This is a genomic window from Shimia ponticola, assembly GCF_007995215.1.
Taxonomy (GTDB): Bacteria; Pseudomonadota; Alphaproteobacteria; order Rhodobacterales; family Rhodobacteraceae; genus Shimia_B; species Shimia_B ponticola.
This window is the reverse complement of sequence record NZ_VCDK01000003.1, coordinates 862871-877012: the sequence shown is the minus strand read 5'-3', so window position 1 is coordinate 877012 and position 14142 is coordinate 862871. Positions and strand designations below refer to the sequence as shown.

At 59.1% G+C, this 14142-nt stretch carries 18 protein-coding genes and 1 other RNA gene; 11 read left to right on the top strand and 8 right to left on the bottom strand.

The window, feature by feature from the left end; translation table 11 throughout:
- The 6 genes from FE702_RS07635 to FE702_RS07610 all read right to left on the bottom strand — a co-directional run bounded on the left by FE702_RS07635 (window position 1) and on the right by FE702_RS07610 (window position 6306).
- The gene (locus FE702_RS07635) at window positions 1–1122 is read right to left on the bottom strand and encodes an SPFH domain-containing protein (RefSeq protein ID WP_147125650.1); all 1122 of its coding nucleotides are present in this window, start codon (window positions 1120–1122) and stop codon (window positions 1–3) included.
- Window positions 1123–1154: 32 nt separating this feature from the next.
- Window positions 1155–2099 (bottom strand): DUF2927 domain-containing protein, encoded by a 945-nt coding sequence (locus FE702_RS07630; RefSeq protein WP_186827020.1) that lies wholly within the window; start codon window positions 2097–2099, stop codon window positions 1155–1157.
- Between the two features lie 42 nt (window positions 2100–2141).
- The gene (locus FE702_RS07625; RefSeq protein WP_147125648.1) at window positions 2142–3335 is read right to left on the bottom strand and encodes a toxic anion resistance protein; all 1194 of its coding nucleotides are present in this window, start codon (window positions 3333–3335) and stop codon (window positions 2142–2144) included.
- 18 nt (window positions 3336–3353) lie between these two features.
- Entirely contained in the window at window positions 3354–4250 is an 897-nt protein-coding gene (locus tag FE702_RS07620) for a 5-bromo-4-chloroindolyl phosphate hydrolysis family protein (RefSeq protein WP_147125647.1), read from the bottom strand.
- A gap of 146 nt (window positions 4251–4396) precedes the next feature.
- Complete coding sequence (locus FE702_RS07615; RefSeq protein WP_147125646.1) at window positions 4397–5257, bottom strand: TerC family protein; 861 nt, start codon at window positions 5255–5257, stop codon at window positions 4397–4399.
- A 170-nt stretch (window positions 5258–5427) separates the two neighbouring features.
- Window positions 5428–6306: a pseudouridine synthase gene (locus FE702_RS07610; protein WP_147125645.1), complete on the bottom strand. Its 879-nt coding sequence runs from the start codon at window positions 6304–6306 to the stop codon at window positions 5428–5430.
- Between the two features lie 41 nt (window positions 6307–6347).
- Here FE702_RS07610 and FE702_RS07605 point away from each other — a divergent pair, with 41 nt between their 5' ends.
- Window positions 6348–6797 (top strand): nucleoside deaminase, encoded by a 450-nt coding sequence (locus FE702_RS07605; protein ID WP_147125644.1) that lies wholly within the window; start codon window positions 6348–6350, stop codon window positions 6795–6797.
- Window positions 6798–6824: 27 nt separating this feature from the next.
- Here FE702_RS07605 and FE702_RS07600 read toward each other — a convergent pair whose 3' ends face one another.
- Complete coding sequence (locus FE702_RS07600) at window positions 6825–7517, bottom strand: metal-dependent hydrolase (RefSeq protein ID WP_147125643.1); 693 nt, start codon at window positions 7515–7517, stop codon at window positions 6825–6827.
- Between the two features lie 47 nt (window positions 7518–7564).
- Here FE702_RS07600 and FE702_RS07595 point away from each other — a divergent pair, with 47 nt between their 5' ends.
- The 10 genes from FE702_RS07595 (at window position 7565) to FE702_RS07550 (ending at window position 13751) form a co-directional block, all read left to right on the top strand.
- Window positions 7565–8221: a ceramidase domain-containing protein gene (locus FE702_RS07595; protein ID WP_147125642.1), complete on the top strand. Its 657-nt coding sequence runs from the start codon at window positions 7565–7567 to the stop codon at window positions 8219–8221.
- Between the two features lie 32 nt (window positions 8222–8253).
- On the top strand, window positions 8254–8541 hold the full coding sequence (gatC, locus tag FE702_RS07590; protein WP_147125641.1) for an Asp-tRNA(Asn)/Glu-tRNA(Gln) amidotransferase subunit GatC: 288 nt from the start codon (window positions 8254–8256) through the stop codon (window positions 8539–8541).
- A 2-nt stretch (window positions 8542–8543) separates the two neighbouring features.
- Window positions 8544–10025 (top strand): Asp-tRNA(Asn)/Glu-tRNA(Gln) amidotransferase subunit GatA, encoded by a 1482-nt coding sequence (gene gatA, locus FE702_RS07585; RefSeq protein ID WP_147125640.1) that lies wholly within the window; start codon window positions 8544–8546, stop codon window positions 10023–10025.
- Window positions 10026–10151: 126 nt separating this feature from the next.
- Window positions 10152–10871 carry a hypothetical protein gene (locus tag FE702_RS07580; protein ID WP_147125639.1) on the top strand — a complete coding sequence of 240 codons (720 nt, stop codon included), beginning with the start codon at window positions 10152–10154 and terminating at the stop codon, window positions 10869–10871.
- Between the two features lie 82 nt (window positions 10872–10953).
- On the top strand, window positions 10954–11544 hold the full coding sequence (locus tag FE702_RS07575; RefSeq protein WP_430303156.1) for an N-acetylmuramoyl-L-alanine amidase: 591 nt from the start codon (window positions 10954–10956) through the stop codon (window positions 11542–11544).
- A gap of 11 nt (window positions 11545–11555) precedes the next feature.
- An RNA gene (gene rnpB, locus FE702_RS07570) (RNase P RNA component class A) lies at window positions 11556–11924 on the top strand.
- Window positions 11925–12064: 140 nt separating this feature from the next.
- A complete protein-coding gene (rpmG, locus tag FE702_RS07565) occupies window positions 12065–12232 on the top strand; it encodes a 50S ribosomal protein L33 (RefSeq protein ID WP_011454349.1) in 168 nt (55 codons plus the stop codon).
- A gap of 73 nt (window positions 12233–12305) precedes the next feature.
- Window positions 12306–12731: an HIT family protein gene (locus tag FE702_RS07560; RefSeq protein ID WP_186827019.1), complete on the top strand. Its 426-nt coding sequence runs from the start codon at window positions 12306–12308 to the stop codon at window positions 12729–12731.
- Window positions 12724–13209 carry a GNAT family N-acetyltransferase gene (locus FE702_RS07555; protein WP_147125636.1) on the top strand — a complete coding sequence of 162 codons (486 nt, stop codon included), beginning with the start codon at window positions 12724–12726 and terminating at the stop codon, window positions 13207–13209. Before FE702_RS07560 ends, FE702_RS07555 begins: the two co-directional genes overlap by 8 nt.
- On the top strand, window positions 13206–13751 hold the full coding sequence (locus FE702_RS07550; RefSeq protein ID WP_147125635.1) for a P-loop NTPase family protein: 546 nt from the start codon (window positions 13206–13208) through the stop codon (window positions 13749–13751). The genes FE702_RS07555 and FE702_RS07550 overlap by 4 nt, the downstream gene beginning before the upstream one ends.
- Here FE702_RS07550 and FE702_RS07545 read toward each other — a convergent pair.
- Entirely contained in the window at window positions 13722–14105 is a 384-nt protein-coding gene (locus FE702_RS07545; protein WP_147125634.1) for an MAPEG family protein, read from the bottom strand. The genes FE702_RS07550 and FE702_RS07545 overlap by 30 nt on opposite strands.
- Window positions 14106–14142: the final 37 nt, after the last annotated feature.

Sequence of the window (14142 nt, the reverse complement as noted above, 5' to 3'; positions counted from 1 at the left end):
TCAGATGCCGGGGGGGGGGGGCGGAGGCATAACGGTAAAGAGTTGGGCGAGCTCCATCACGTCTTCGGCTTTCTTCCAACCGTCCTGACCTTGGGTCCAGACATAGGTTTCGCGCGTCAGCGTGCCGTTGCCTGCCATCTCTGCCAGCCGCGCCTTTGAGAATGGTCCTTTGGTCGCGCCGTTTTCGGCGATGTGCCAGACATGCTCGACCGGAGGAGGCGGTGGCGCCATTGGCGCGGCGGCAGCGGGTGCTGCGCCCCATGGGCCGGATTGCTGTGCCTGTGGCTGCATCATGTTGCCCATCTGCATGCCCATGGCCGCACCCAGACCCATGCCCATCGCGTCGCCTGCGGCGCCGCCCTTGGTCATGGCCTCGGCCGCTTTCCATTTCATGTGGTCGTCCAGATTACCCGCAATCCCGCGCGAGGTGCGCTCATCCAGCGCCTTTTCGACGGCTGGGGGCAGCGAGATGTTTTCGATGTAGAGTTCTGGGATCGACAGGCCGTATTGGCTGATCGTTGGGTCAATCGCCTGTGCGATCAGCTTGCCAACCTCTCCGGTGTTGGCTGCCATATCCAGCACCGGGATGCCGGACTTTGCGATGGCCTGCGAAAACTCCTGCACGATGATGTTGCGGACCTGGAAGCTGATCTCGTCCATCGTGAATTCGCCGTCTGTGCCGACGATCTCGGTCATGAAGCGAGCCGGGTCCGTGACGCGGACGCTATAAGTGCCAAAGGCACGCAAACGCACCGGGCCGAATTCGGGGTCCCGGCACATGATCGGGTTCTTGGTTCCCCATTTGAGGTCGTTGAACCGGGTCGTGTTGACGAAATAGATCTCGGACTTGAACGGCGATTTGAACCCGTGATCCCAATGCTGAAGCGTGGTCATGATCGGCATGTTGTTCGTTTCCAGCATGTAAAGGCCGGGGGTGAACACATCCGCCAATTGCCCTTCATGCACGAACACAGCCGCCTGACCTTCGCGGACCGTCAGCTTGGCACCATACTTGATCTCATGGCCTTCGCGCTCAAAGCGCCAGACCATCGTGTCACGGGTGTCATCCGTCCAGTGAATGACGTCGATGAATTGACCAGAGAGAAAATCGAAAATCCCCATGGGATCCTCCCTTTGTTTGGTTGGCCTGCCAGTCAGATAGACCCGGGCAAGGCAGAAATATCGGTCACGTTGTTCAGTTTTTCAGCCGCGATGCGCGCCACGATGGGCCGTGCTTCATCGGCCATGATGCCGGGACGCAAGCGCGGATCATAGAGAATTTGAAGAAGCACTTCGTCATGCGAGGTCAGCAAGGCGAATTCCTCATCCTCGTTAAAGATGGACGGTCTGGCGAAGTCGCTATCATTCGGCAGGCCAAGGCCTTGTGCCACCTCTTCGTGCAGGCAGGACCGCCAGCTTTCGCGCGGATGTTCCGAGCGCAGAACCGCAAAGGCGGCTGTGTAGTCATCAGCACCGGGCTCAAAGAAGGCCACAACCAGACACTGAACATTGCGCGGCATCGTTTCGATCCGCGTCACGGTCTCGGTGTCGATGCGGGGCAAAAGCTCTCGCATCAATGGGCCGGCTTGCCTGCGTTCGTCGTCATCCAGAACCAGCACGTGAAAATTGGCATTGCGGTCGGCATAGGTGATGGGATGGTTGGTAACCCTGCCTAGACGGGCCGCATACCGACGGGCCTGTGACTTTTGCCAAGCCGCGTCTTGCGGTGATACGCTGTCACCTTGGATCAGACCGATCCGCACAGGGCCGCCCCAGCGGCGCAACCCAATCGGCTCCGGACTGGCCTGGCTGAGGCTTGTACCAGCAGGATGTTCGTCAAAGAGCGCGATTTCCAGAAAGTTATCCGTGACCATCCGGTCGGTATAGGGCGTGTCGATCCCACCCCCATCGGTGCGCATCAGACCACGGATTTGAAGGTCATTTTCCATGCGCGTGTAAAAGCGGCGCAAAGTCTGACTTCTGTCAGAAGGGACATAGACCGCAGGCTGTGGCGCAGGAATGTCCGGGCGCACGACCGGGCGAGGGGATTGGGTCACCCCATCCACAGGCCCCAGACAGGCCGACGTAGCCAAAGCCACGCCCAACGCTGTCAAAGTACGAAGCGTGCGCCCGATCACAGGTTATTCGACCCCGGCAGCTGTACCGACAGAATGGCCAAGTCCGGTACCCGACGCCTTGGCCGCAGCCAGTTTGTCGCGGAGTTCGCGTTCCATGGTTTGCAACTCTGTCTCGGCTTCGGCGCGCTTGCGCTTGCCCTCATCGGCAATTTGCAGGCTTTCCTCGATCGTCGCGATCAGGTCGGCATTGGCGTTTTTGACCGCTTCGATGTCGAACACGCCACGCTCCATTTCCTCACGCACGACCTTGTTGGTTTCGCGCAGGTTCTTGGCGTTGGCCTGAAGCAACTCGTTGGTCAGATCATTGGCATCCCGCACCGCCTCGGCGGCTTCGCGCGAGCGCTGGATCGTGACGGCCTGAGCCAGTTGCGTTTCCCAAAGCGGCACGGTGTTCACGAGCGTCGAGTTGATCTTGGTGACCAGCGACTTGTCATTTTCCTGAACCAGCCGGATCGACGGCAGCGACTGCATGGTCACCTGACGTGTCAGTTTCAGGTCGTGCACACGACGTTCAAGATCGTCCCGTGCCGCGCGCAGATCGCGCAGTTCCTGCGCCTTCATAACCTGATCATCTTCGGGTGCCGCGGCAACTTCAGCTTCTTTGGCGGGAATGTCGTTTTCATCCACGCTTTTGATCTTTTCTTCGCCCGCCGCGATGTAAAGCGCGAGTTCATCGTAAAAGCCTAGCGTCTTTTCGTAGAGCACATCGAGGCTTTCGATGTCTTTCAGAAGCGTGTGCTCATGGGTCAGAAGGTTGTCGGTGATCTTGTCGATCTGCGTCTGCACGTTTTCAAACCGCGCCACGAACTGCGCCATGGGGGCGGCTTTGCCCGTCAGCTTTTCCCAGAAGCTGCGCTTGCGCCGCACGTCCAGTTCCGACACCGAAAACCCACGGATGGTCGACACGATTTCGCGCAGGCTGTCACCAGCCGGGCCGACGTCCTTGTTGCGCACACCCGCCAGCATCGACTGAGAGATTTCCTGCAATTCGGCCTGTGCAGAAGACCCGAAAGACACGATGGATTGCGTATCGCTCATGTCGATTTCGCGCATGCGCTTTTCGACCTCGGGCTTCGCGGCATCATCCATGTCGGCGACAGGCACCAAAGCGGTGGACGGTTCTGGCAGGATCACAGACGTGACCTTTTCAACATCGGCCAGAGTAGCCTCGGCTCGCTTGCGAATATCTTCTGACATAGTTGGTGGTTCCCCTTGTTATTCGGTACGCACGCCTTCGCGCTTCAAACGGTCCCGGAGGACCTTGATTTCAACATCCATGTCCGAGTGATTGTCGGTCAGGAGTTTCTCGGTCTTGGCGGCAAAATTTGCGTCCAGGTCATCCAGAAGAGCGACGAATTTGGCTTTGGCTTCCTGGTCTCTCGTTTTGGAATACAAATCGGCAAACTTGATCGCTGCGTCCTTGGCCCCCATCAGGTAGACACCCAGAAACTTGCGCGCCCCCGCCAGATCGCGTGGGTCTTCTTCGACCGTGCGAAACATTTGGCGTGCGGTGGCCTGAAAGCGTTCAACGCGGCCTTCAAGCTGTCGGTCGCCCACGCGGGCTACGGCTGACGACATCGCGGTCAGGTGCTTCTCGGCTTCATCCACGACCCGCGCCACGCGGTCCTGCTGAAACTGGTCAATGCCTTCGGCGCCTTTGGATTTCATCGGATCAAGGCCAAAAGCAAACCCGTGCAGCCCCGCACCGATCACGCCAATCAATACCGCGCTCACAATGCCCGAGGCCGCGTAAGAGGCCAGAGCCAGCCCAAGACCCATCAGCACAGAGGCGATCATCTTGCGGGGCAAGGCGGGCGGTTTTGCGATGGTCCGGGCGTTGTAGGCCTCTTCGGCTTTGAGCCCCTCGCGGGTCATCCACGCCGAAAGAAGCATCAGCGCCATTGCGCAAAGGTTCATGGCAAGCGCAACAGCCCCGCTGCCAAACAGACTAAAGACCAGCACCAGGGGCGCTACAAACAGGATATTCGTCCGCGCACCGGCCGACTGAGGACGCGCCCCGGCATAGGTCTGGGGGCTCGGCATCTTGGGGGCGTCCGGCGCATTGTTGGGTGACCCGTCAGGGCTGAATTTACCACCGTAGCGTTGCGCCATATTACACGCCTCCCGTCCAACCGACGTAAAGGATCAAGATGATCAGCAGCACATAGCTGAGCTTTTGCAGCGCTTGTCCCGACATGCACCCCCCTTTTGCAGATGCAGCACACATATGACGCCCGGATGCGTCCTACCAGTCAACCTTAATGGTTTTGCGATGCCATCCGTTCAGCTTCCAGTTTGCGCTTGTAGCCGGACTGGATGATTTCCACGGCAAACAGAACGATGACCGAGAAGTAGAACGTCGTCTTGGACATCGGCACCAAGGCATAGCCAAAGATCTTGAGCGCGAGGTCGTTGTCGTGTGCGGTGTGGCTGGCGACATCTTCGGCGGCCGTTGCCGTTTCCATGGCATGTGCCGCGGCAACGCCCGCTTCGCCGATCAGAACAACGCCGACGATCAAAAGGATGAACAGGCCAAGCACCTCGTACATCCGGTTCTTTTGCAGGAACGCAGTCACGCCATCCGCCAAGAGCAGCATGGCAGCACCGGACAGCAAGATCGCGATCGCAAGGACCGGGAAGACATCTGTGATGGCAATGGCCGACAAAACCGAATCAAACGAGAAGATCAGGTTCATGAACACGATCAGGAAGATGACCTGAGCCGCTGATTTCCCGGATTTCCCTTCAACATCAGTATGTAAGTGGTCGACGGAAAGCAGGTGACTGATTTCTTTCACGGCGGTGTAGATGATGAAAATCCCGCCAAAAAGGAACACAACCGTCGCAAAGTTCACCCCGCCGGTCAGAACACCTTCCCAGTCGAAGACATAAAACGGTTCGCTCAGCGCATCGATCAATTGCACCATCGCAAACAAGAGGACGACGCGAAGCGCCACGGCAATGATGATGCCCCAGTAGCGAACCGCGCGTTGCTGCGCCAAAGGCGCGCGCTGGCTCTCGATGGAAATATACAGAAGGTTGTCAAAGCCCAGCACCGCTTGCAGGAAGCAAAGCATCAGCAGATTGCCGAGGTTCTCCAAGGTAAATAGGTCAATCATGACGGTCCCCAATTGTCGTCTTTTTTGAACGATTAACCTGTCTCGAAGGGCTTGTAACGCGGACTCTTGCCGATCAGGGGATTTGTGCACTCAGATCGCGGGGGAAAATAACCAAATCATTCCCCAAGACGCTGTGCGCTCGGCGAATCGCAGGATCTAACGCCGCAAATTCAGGGCTTTTTCGGGCCGCGCTGTGGGCGCGTGACATGCCTTTTGGCTTTGCCTTTTGATCGTGACGCTGTCGGCGTCTGTCCCTTTGGTGCGGGTTTGCCACGCCGTCCCGGCTTTGTCTTGGGTTGCAGTTTTGGCTTTGTGGTCCAGCCCATTTGATCGGCCAGCACACGCGATTTGACCTCTTCTACTTCGCCCGCTTTGAGTTCCCGCAATTGAAACGGACCATAGGAAATCCGGATCAGACGGTTCACGGTCAATCCGAGTGCATCGGCAGCGCGGCGGATCTCTCGGTTCTTGCCTTCCCGCAAGCCAATCGTCAGCCACGCATTCGCGCCCTGTTGCCGGTCCAGCGACACGATCATCGGCTGGAATCGCTCCCCCTCGATGGTGATGCCATCGCGCAGGGGCTGCAGGTCTTCGTCCTTGGGTGTGCCTTTGACCCGCACGCGGTAGCGCCGCAGCCAGCCGGTTGAAGGCAATTCAAGCTGGCGTTTGACCCCGCCATCATTGGTCAGAAGCAATAAGCCCTCGGAATTCATGTCGAGCCGCCCGACGCTCATGACGCGGGGCAGGTCCTCGGGCAGGTTGTTAAAGACCGTGTCGCGCCCTTTTTCATCGCGTTCCGTCGTCACGAGGCCCGTGGGTTTGTGATAGAGCCACAGCCGCGCGCGTTCGGCTTCGCCCAGCGGATTGCCATCTACGGTGATGGCGTCGGTAGTCGTCACATTCAGGGCAGGGGACGCAATGACCTCGCCATTCACGGTCACCCGTCCTTCGGTGATCATGGTTTCGGCCACGCGTCGGCTTGCCACCCCTGCGCGGGCAAGGCGCTTGGCGATCCGTTCGGGTTTGTCGTCTGAGGGCAAATCGGTCATGCCTCTGGCCCTATCGCGCCTGCTGCTCTACGCCAAGGGGCATGGTGTTCAGATCACATATGTCCCGTGCCTTGGAATTGGCAGCGGATGCCGCCAGGCAGGGCGAAGTTCCTGTAGGGGCGGTTATTGTCGGCCCGGACGGTGATGTTATTGCCGAAGCGCGCAATGCGATGCGGGCAACGCACGATCCGACGGCCCATGCCGAGATCGCGGCCATCCGCGCCGCTTGCGCCGCATTGGGGACCGAACGGCTGATCGGATGCGACCTTTACGTGACGCTCGAACCCTGTCCCATGTGCGCCGCAGCCATCAGTGCCGCGCGGATCGCGCGGTTATACTATGCGGCAAGTGACCCGAAATCTGGCGGCGTCGCTCAGGGCCCGCGCATTTTTCAGCACGCGCAATGCCACCACAAACCAGAGGTCTATGACGGCATCCACGCGCAAGAGGCCGAAGCCCAGCTTAAAGCGTTCTTTGCCGAGCGCCGCTAAAAGCGGCACACGGCGATGCATTATCGTTCAAAGCTTAATCGGCTGCATGACCACCGGTTCGATCACGTTGACGTCAGGCAACCCGGCGATGAGCGGTTCGGCGTCCTGCGCCAAGGCCGGAAAGGTCTTGTAATGGCAGGGGATCACGGTCTCGAAATCAAAGTACCGTTTGGCTGCATAGGCCGCACCGGCCATGTCCATGGTGTAATGACCACCCGCTGACAGAATTCCGACCTGCGGCTTATAATAGTCAGCCATCCAATCCATGTCGGCCATGATATCTGTGTCGCCCGAGACATAGATTGTCTTGCCCTCGGCCTTGATCATGAACCCGCATTCGGCACCCATGTATCGACCGGTGCCGTCCACCTTCATGGACGAGGAGTGTGAGGCAGGCACAAGGCTAACTTTCACGTCGCCCACATCGACCGTGCCGCCCTTGTTAAAGGCATATCCCTCCACGGCGCCCTGATCGTGTAACGTACCGGCCAATTCAACGATGCCCGAGACCGGGGCTCCGGTCTTTTGGGACACTTCAACCACGTCTGTCGCGTGATCAAAGTGGCCATGGGTGACCAGAATATGGGTCGCACCGTCCAGCGCTTGTTCCACTTGATCTGCTGTGAGCATTGGGTTTCCGTTGATCCAGGGGTCGATCAGGATAATTTGTCCTGCGGCCTCCAGACGAAATGAGGCGTGCCCCATCCAGACGAGTTTCATAAATTCTCCATTCGTCAGAGTGTTTGCCCGAAAAAAAGGCTAAGACCATGTTTGAACAGATCGATATCTATTGTGAAAGAACTGATTTCACCTATTGGTCCGAGCCGCTTAATGCGGTGACAAATGCCGCTTTTTTGATCGCTGCTCTTGTGATGTGGCATCGGACGCGCGGGCATGGTTTGCCCATTGCGACAGCCTTGATCGTGATCCTCGCCTGTATCGGTGTCGGGTCCTTCCTGTTCCACACTCACGCGACAGGTTGGGCATCACTGGCAGACATCACACCCATCGGGTTGTTTATCCTGCTCTATCTCTACGCAGTTGGCCATGATTTCTTGGGCTGGACATGGTGGCAGGCCGGGCTTTTGGTTGTGGCCTTTGTGCCCTTTGCTGCGGTCGTCACGCCTTTGATGGATCGGTTGCCGTTCTTTCAAATCTCGAACTTCTATTGGAACGTGCCGATCCTGCTGATCCTTTTTGCCCCGCTGGTCGCACAGAAAAACCGTCAAACGGCGCTGGGCATGGTGATCGGCGCGTCGATCCTCACAATCTCGATCACGCTGCGGTCCTATGACATGCCCGTCTGTGACGATCTTCCGGCGGGGTCACACTTCTGGTGGCATATTCTGAATGGTGTGATGCTGGGTTGGATGATTGAGGTTTATCGCAGGCACATGGTTGGCAATGCCGCCAACCCGGTTTAGACCGCGCCAGATACCGTTTTCCGGAGGATTTCATGTCCATCGATACCGCAACGGCGGCCAAGGTCGCCAAGCTCGCCCGTATTCAGGTCGACGAAGACCAATTGCCTGCCTTGGCAGAGGAATTCAGCGCCATCCTCGGGTTCATCGAGCAGCTGAATGAGGTTGATGTCGACGGTGTCGAACCCATGGTGTCCGTCACCCCGATGCGTCTGAAACGCCGCGAAGATGTCGTGACCGATGGCAATCAGGCCGAGGCTGTTCTGGCCAACGCGCCCGACGCGCGCGAAGGCTTCTTTGCCGTACCGAAGGTGGTGGAATAACAATGTCTGAACTGAACAAACTGACAATCGCCGCCGCTCGCGACGCGCTGCGCGCCGGTGACACGACCTCTGCCGAACTGACCGAGGCATGCCTGAGCGAAATCGACGCCGCAGGCGCGCTGGGCGCGTTCGTTCACCACACACCCGATCTTGCCCGCGAACAGGCAGCGGCCGCAGATGCGCGCATCAAGGCAGGCGACGCGCCCGCGATGTGCGGTATTCCTCTGGGCATCAAGGATTTGTTCTGTACCAAGGGCGTACCATCGCAGGCGGCGTCCAAAATTCTTGAAGGGTTCAAGCCGGAATACGAATCCACCGTCAGCCAAAACCTGTTTGACGCCGGTGCTGTCATGCTGGGCAAATTGAACATGGACGAATTCGCCATGGGCTCGTCCAACGAGACCTCGGTCTACGGCAACGCCGTGAACCCTTGGAAAGCGGGCAATTCAGACGCTGATCTCACGCCGGGCGGCTCGTCCGGTGGTTCAGCAGCCGCTGTTGCCGCGGACCTGTGTCTTGCTGCCACCGGCACGGATACAGGCGGTTCGATCCGTCAACCTGCGGCCTTTACCGGGATTGTCGGGATCAAACCTACCTATGGCCGCTGCTCGCGCTGGGGTATCGTTGCGTTCGCGTCCTCGCTGGATCAAGCAGGGCCGATGACCAAAGACGTCCGCGACGCAGCCATCATGCTCGAGACGATGTGCGGCCATGATCCAAAAGACAGCACATCTGCCGAACTGGCAGTGCCAAATTTCGAGGCGGCGCTGACCGGTGACATCAAGGGCAAAACCATCGGTATTCCCAAAGAGTACCGGATGGAGGGCATGCCCGACGCGATCGAAAAGCTTTGGTCCGAAGGCACCGAAATGCTGCGCGATGCAGGGGCCGTGATCAAAGATATCTCACTGCCCCACACGCAATATGCCCTCCCGGCCTATTACGTGATCGCTCCCGCCGAGGCATCCTCGAACCTCGCCCGTTATGACGGCGTGCGCTTTGGCCACCGGGCCAAGCTGGGGCAAGGCGACGGCATTACTGAGATGTACGAAAAGACCCGCGCCGAAGGCTTTGGTCCAGAGGTGCAGCGCCGCGTCATGGTCGGCACCTACGTGCTGTCCGCCGGGTTCTATGACGCCTACTATAACCGCGCCCGCCGTGTTCGCACCTTGATCAAGAAAGACTTCGAAGACGTGTTCGCGGATGGCATCGACGCCATCCTGACACCGGCAACACCGTCCTCGGCTTTTGAACTCGGCGCTGATTTCAGCCCGATCGAAATGTATCTGAATGACGTCTTCACCGTCACGGTCAACCTGGCTGGTTTGCCAGGGATCAGTGTTCCGACTGGGATCGATTCCAAGGGCTTGCCGCTGGGTCTGCAACTTATCGGCCGCCCCTGGGAAGAAGGCGATCTGTTGAACACGGCCTATGCTTTGGAGCAGGCCGCCGGTTTTGCAGGCAAACCGACGCGCTGGTGGTAAAACAGACTCCGGCAACGCAAATGAAGAGCATCGGCAAACCGCTGCCGATGCTCAATATGCGCCGCGCTGGCGTCGAAAGGCCGATCAGGCTATCCATAACGCACTACGGGCAAGGGTAACTCAGTGATGAAACGGGTTTTTGGGGCGATTTCGCTATTGGCCTTGGCGGCGTGTGATCCGGCTGTGCCGGATTCGGGCTCTGGTGTCGGCTTTGGCAACTACGACCAATATGAAGCCGAGCGCGCCCGTCGCGACGCGGCTCTTGAAGGGCGGCCTTTGCCAGCGGCTCCGCGCGTGGAAAGCGTGACGATTATCAATGATGAAACCACCGCAGCCGCCGCGGCGGCAGGTGGTGTTGCCCCACAAACAGCTTCGACGGATCAGCCGTTGGACGTCATCGCTACAGCTGAACAGGCCTTGGCCGATCCCGCAACGCCAGCCGGGCCACCGCGCAGCACAGCCGGGATTTCGGACGAACAGAACTTTGATGCCGTTGCGGGACGAGAGTCGATTGAAAGCGATGCAGCCCGCATCGCCCGCGCGCGCGAACAGTATCAGGTGATCCAGCCAACAGCCTTGCCGTCGCGATCAGGAAACGGGCCGAACATCGTGGAATACGCGCTCAGCACCACGAACTCGGTTGGCCAGCCGGTCTATCGGCGCTCGGCTTTCTCGACCGATGCCAAGTTCCTGCGCAATTGTGCGCAATACGCAAGCGCCGATCAGGCTCAGCAGGATTTCCTCGCGCGAGGCGGTCCACAGCGTGACCGCCAGGGGCTTGACCCGGATGGCGATGGATTTGCCTGCGCATGGGACCCGGCGCCTTATCGCCTTGTCCGGCAATAAGCCCCACTGGCATCCAAGCCCCAACTTTGGTGACAGACGAAACGGTCTGACGCCGGCCCTTATCGTGATCCATTACACGGCGATGAAAACCAGTGCTGCGGCGCTGGAACGTCTGTGTGATCCGGCCCATGAAGTGTCGGCGCATTATTTGATCAGCCGTCAGGGACAGGTTTGGCAGATGGTCGAAGAAGCAGACCGAGCATGGCATGCAGGCGCGGGCAATTGGGCGGGAATGGATGACATCAACTCCCGCTCGATCGGGATCGAATTGACCAATACCGGTGTCGAACCGTTTCCCGAACCGCAGATGCAGGCGTTGACCGCACTGGTGGCTGGTATTCAAAAGCGGTGGTCTATCACACCGCATAACGTGATCGGGCATCAGGATATGGCACCCACACGCAAGGCTGATCCTGGTCGCCGGTTTGATTGGGCGCGTCTTGCGCGTCTGGGGTTGGCAAGCGCAGCGGCGTCGCAGGGCCCGGACGCACCACTGTCAGACAGCCTTGATCAGATCGGCTATCCCAAGGATGTGAGTCTTGAGGCACGGCTTGAGGCCTTTCGCGCGCGGTTTCGTCCCGGCGCAGAAGGGCCAGAGACGGAATCGGACCGGCGCGCCGCATCCGCCGTTGCACAGCGCATCACCATTGACCGCCAGAAGGCACAGGCGTAAGCGACCCCGGCGCGGAGGGCCGGATGGCCGCGGTGCGATTTGCGCAGCAAGTCACGTCGAGGAAAGTCCGGACTCCACAAGGCAACGGTGCCGGGTAACGCCCGGCGGGGGTAACCCCAGGGACAGCGCCACAGAGAACAGACAGCCCGGCATGCCCGGGTAATGGTGAAACGGTGGGGTAAGGCCCACCGCGGGACGGGCAACCGGACCGGCACGGCAAGCCCCACCGGGAGCAATGCCAAATAGGATCCCGCAGGGCCGCCTTGGCTGGAGGATCGGGTTGGCAGCTAGAGGCGTGTGGTAACACCCGCCGCAGATGAATGGTCATCGAACCGGAGCAATCCGGGGAACAGAATCCGGCTTACAGGCCCTCCGCGCGTTTATTTGCCCAAAAAATCCGTGAAGGTTTTTGTGCGGGAAAGGATCATGCCTTTCGCTGTTGACTCGCCTTGGGCGATGCGTAAAAGGCGGGGTTCAAGATTTGACCGGGCCTTATTGCGCCTGACGACGGAGTTGACCCATGGCGAAGCCAACCACAATCAAAATCCGCCTGAACTCAAGCGCAGGCACAGGCCACTTCTACGTGACCAAGAAAAACGCACGCACGATGACCGAGAAGATGGTGGTACGCAAGTATGACCCCGTCGCGCGCAAGCACGTTGAGTACAAGGAAGGCAAGATCAAGTAAGCGATCTTCCAGACCAGTTTTCACGAAAAGGCCGCGCTTCAAGCGCGGCCTTTTTCGTTTTCAGGAGGGCCTCATGCAAACATGCCCATTTTGTGCCATCGCCGCCGACCTCGATCACTGTGGCCGGGCATGGGAAACCGAAACCCTAATCGTCTTTGCCGATCATCGCCCCATCCGTTCCGGCCACATGCAGATTGTGACCAAGGATCATTACGAGGTCTTCGATGATCTGCCCACCGACCTGGCCAGTGAGATGATCGTTCTCGGTCAGCGCATTGCCCGCGCTCAAAAGGTGCTCTTTGGTGTGGAGCGCGTCGGTTTTGTGCTGACAGGCAATGAAGTGGCGCATGTCCATGCCCATGTCCTTCCGCTTTTTCAGGCGGACGATATCACGTCTGCGCGTTTCTTTGACGGTAACGCCACTTTTGTAAGCCCATCGACTCAATTCCAAAGTGCGCAGGCCCTGAGCAAGATGCTGGAGGATCAAACATATGGGTGACTTCATCATCCGCGCTGCAACACCGGCTGACACAGGTCACGTCGACGCCTTGTTGCAGCGCACTTATCCGCGTCTTCTCAAGGCGGATTACCCGCCCTCTGTTCTGGTCGCCGCAATCCCTGCAATGACCCGTGCAAGGCCTCAGCTGATGTCTTGCGGGACCTATTACCTTGCCATTGAAAACGGGCAGGTGCTTGGGGCAGGCGGCTGGACGCCAGATCGCAAAAGGGCAGGGTGGGGCGACATCCGCCATGTTGTCACCGATGATCGCCACCTGCGCCGCGGGATCGGACGTGCGATCATGGAGCATAGCTTTGCAACCGCCCGTGGCGCGGGTTTGCAACACCTTGAATGCTGGGCGACGCTGACGGCTGAACCTTTCTATGCTTCGGTTGCGTTCCAGCGGATCGGGCCGATGACCGTGCAACTTCAGGGCGCGATCGACTTCCCAGCGATCCGGATGCAGCGGGCGCTGTGAAGCGCGTCATGGTCATCGGGGCACCCGGATCCGGGAAAAGCACGCTCGCGCGCAAGCTGGGTGCCGTCACAGGGCTGCCTGTGATCCATATCGACCATATCCACTGGATGTCGGGATGGAAGGAAAGGCCGCTGCCGGAAAAGATCGCCATGATCCGCCCAATTGAAGAGGGTCAGGAGTGGATCATCGAAGGGGGCTTGTCGGCAACTTTTCCAACGCGACTCGAACGCGCTGATACTCTGATCTGGCTTGATGTGCCGATCGGGTTGCGATTCTGGCGCGTCGTAAAGCGCACGGTGGTCGGATACGGCCGCAACCGCCCAGATCTTCCAGACGGCTGTCCCGAGATCATCGGTTGGCACACTTGGGAATTCTGGCTCTATATCTGGCGGACCCGCCGTCGGAACCGAGCTCGTATGCAGGCACATTTTGCGACCGCGCGCGCAGAAGGAAAAACGGCGATCCGCCTGACCTCTCGGCGCGCCACAGACGCTTATGTGCGAGGCCTGTGCCTAGAGCACCAGAGCAACAGCGAGGCTTAGCAGTGCTCCGAGCGTGCCCAACAGGCTGAGCGCGAATCCATAAAGGCGCATTGGGCTGAATGTCATCCACCCGAAGGCGATGCCGTGCATCAACCGCCCCACGCAAAAGACGAAGGCTGATAGAGCAACAAGCCACACTGGCGCGCCGGCCAGTTCTGCTGCGAAAAGCGGGATCAGCGTAATGGGCATCTGCTCGGCGGCATTCCCTTGGCCGCGAATGCGCCGCTCAAGCATTGGGTCGCCGCCGTCACCGAGCGAGACTTTGCTGCTCCTGCGTCCCATGATTACGCGCACTGTCAGCGCAAAAAACAAAGCGCCGCAGAAAAGCGCGGCCCAAGCGGTGATGATCGGCATGATGTCGTCCTCCTCACAAAAAAAGGCCGGGGCGAAC

What these genes read in the sequence shown, in the direction of transcription:
- FE702_RS07635 (WP_147125650.1), bottom strand. Translation starts at nt 1,122, where the DNA reads ATGGGGATTTTCGATTTTCTCTCTGGTCAATTCATCGACGTCATTCAC.
- FE702_RS07625 (WP_147125648.1), bottom strand. Translation starts at nt 3,335, where the DNA reads ATGTCAGAAGATATTCGCAAGCGAGCCGAGGCTACTCTGGCCGATGTT.
- FE702_RS07620 (WP_147125647.1), bottom strand. Translation starts at nt 4,250, where the DNA reads ATGGCGCAACGCTACGGTGGTAAATTCAGCCCTGACGGGTCACCCAAC.
- FE702_RS07615 (WP_147125646.1), bottom strand. Translation starts at nt 5,257, where the DNA reads ATGATTGACCTATTTACCTTGGAGAACCTCGGCAATCTGCTGATGCTT.
- FE702_RS07610 (WP_147125645.1), bottom strand. Translation starts at nt 6,306, where the DNA reads ATGACCGATTTGCCCTCAGACGACAAACCCGAACGGATCGCCAAGCGC.
- FE702_RS07605 (WP_147125644.1), top strand. Translation starts at nt 6,348, where the DNA reads ATGGTGTTCAGATCACATATGTCCCGTGCCTTGGAATTGGCAGCGGAT.
- FE702_RS07600 (WP_147125643.1), bottom strand. Translation starts at nt 7,517, where the DNA reads ATGAAACTCGTCTGGATGGGGCACGCCTCATTTCGTCTGGAGGCCGCA.
- FE702_RS07595 (WP_147125642.1), top strand. Translation starts at nt 7,565, where the DNA reads ATGTTTGAACAGATCGATATCTATTGTGAAAGAACTGATTTCACCTAT.
- gatC (WP_147125641.1), top strand. Translation starts at nt 8,254, where the DNA reads ATGTCCATCGATACCGCAACGGCGGCCAAGGTCGCCAAGCTCGCCCGT.
- gatA (WP_147125640.1), top strand. Translation starts at nt 8,544, where the DNA reads ATGTCTGAACTGAACAAACTGACAATCGCCGCCGCTCGCGACGCGCTG.
- FE702_RS07580 (WP_147125639.1), top strand. Translation starts at nt 10,152, where the DNA reads ATGAAACGGGTTTTTGGGGCGATTTCGCTATTGGCCTTGGCGGCGTGT.
- FE702_RS07575 (WP_430303156.1), top strand. Translation starts at nt 10,954, where the DNA reads ATGAAAACCAGTGCTGCGGCGCTGGAACGTCTGTGTGATCCGGCCCAT.
- rpmG (WP_011454349.1), top strand. Translation starts at nt 12,065, where the DNA reads ATGGCGAAGCCAACCACAATCAAAATCCGCCTGAACTCAAGCGCAGGC.
- FE702_RS07560 (WP_186827019.1), top strand. Translation starts at nt 12,306, where the DNA reads ATGCAAACATGCCCATTTTGTGCCATCGCCGCCGACCTCGATCACTGT.
- FE702_RS07555 (WP_147125636.1), top strand. Translation starts at nt 12,724, where the DNA reads ATGGGTGACTTCATCATCCGCGCTGCAACACCGGCTGACACAGGTCAC.
- FE702_RS07545 (WP_147125634.1), bottom strand. Translation starts at nt 14,105, where the DNA reads ATGCCGATCATCACCGCTTGGGCCGCGCTTTTCTGCGGCGCTTTGTTT.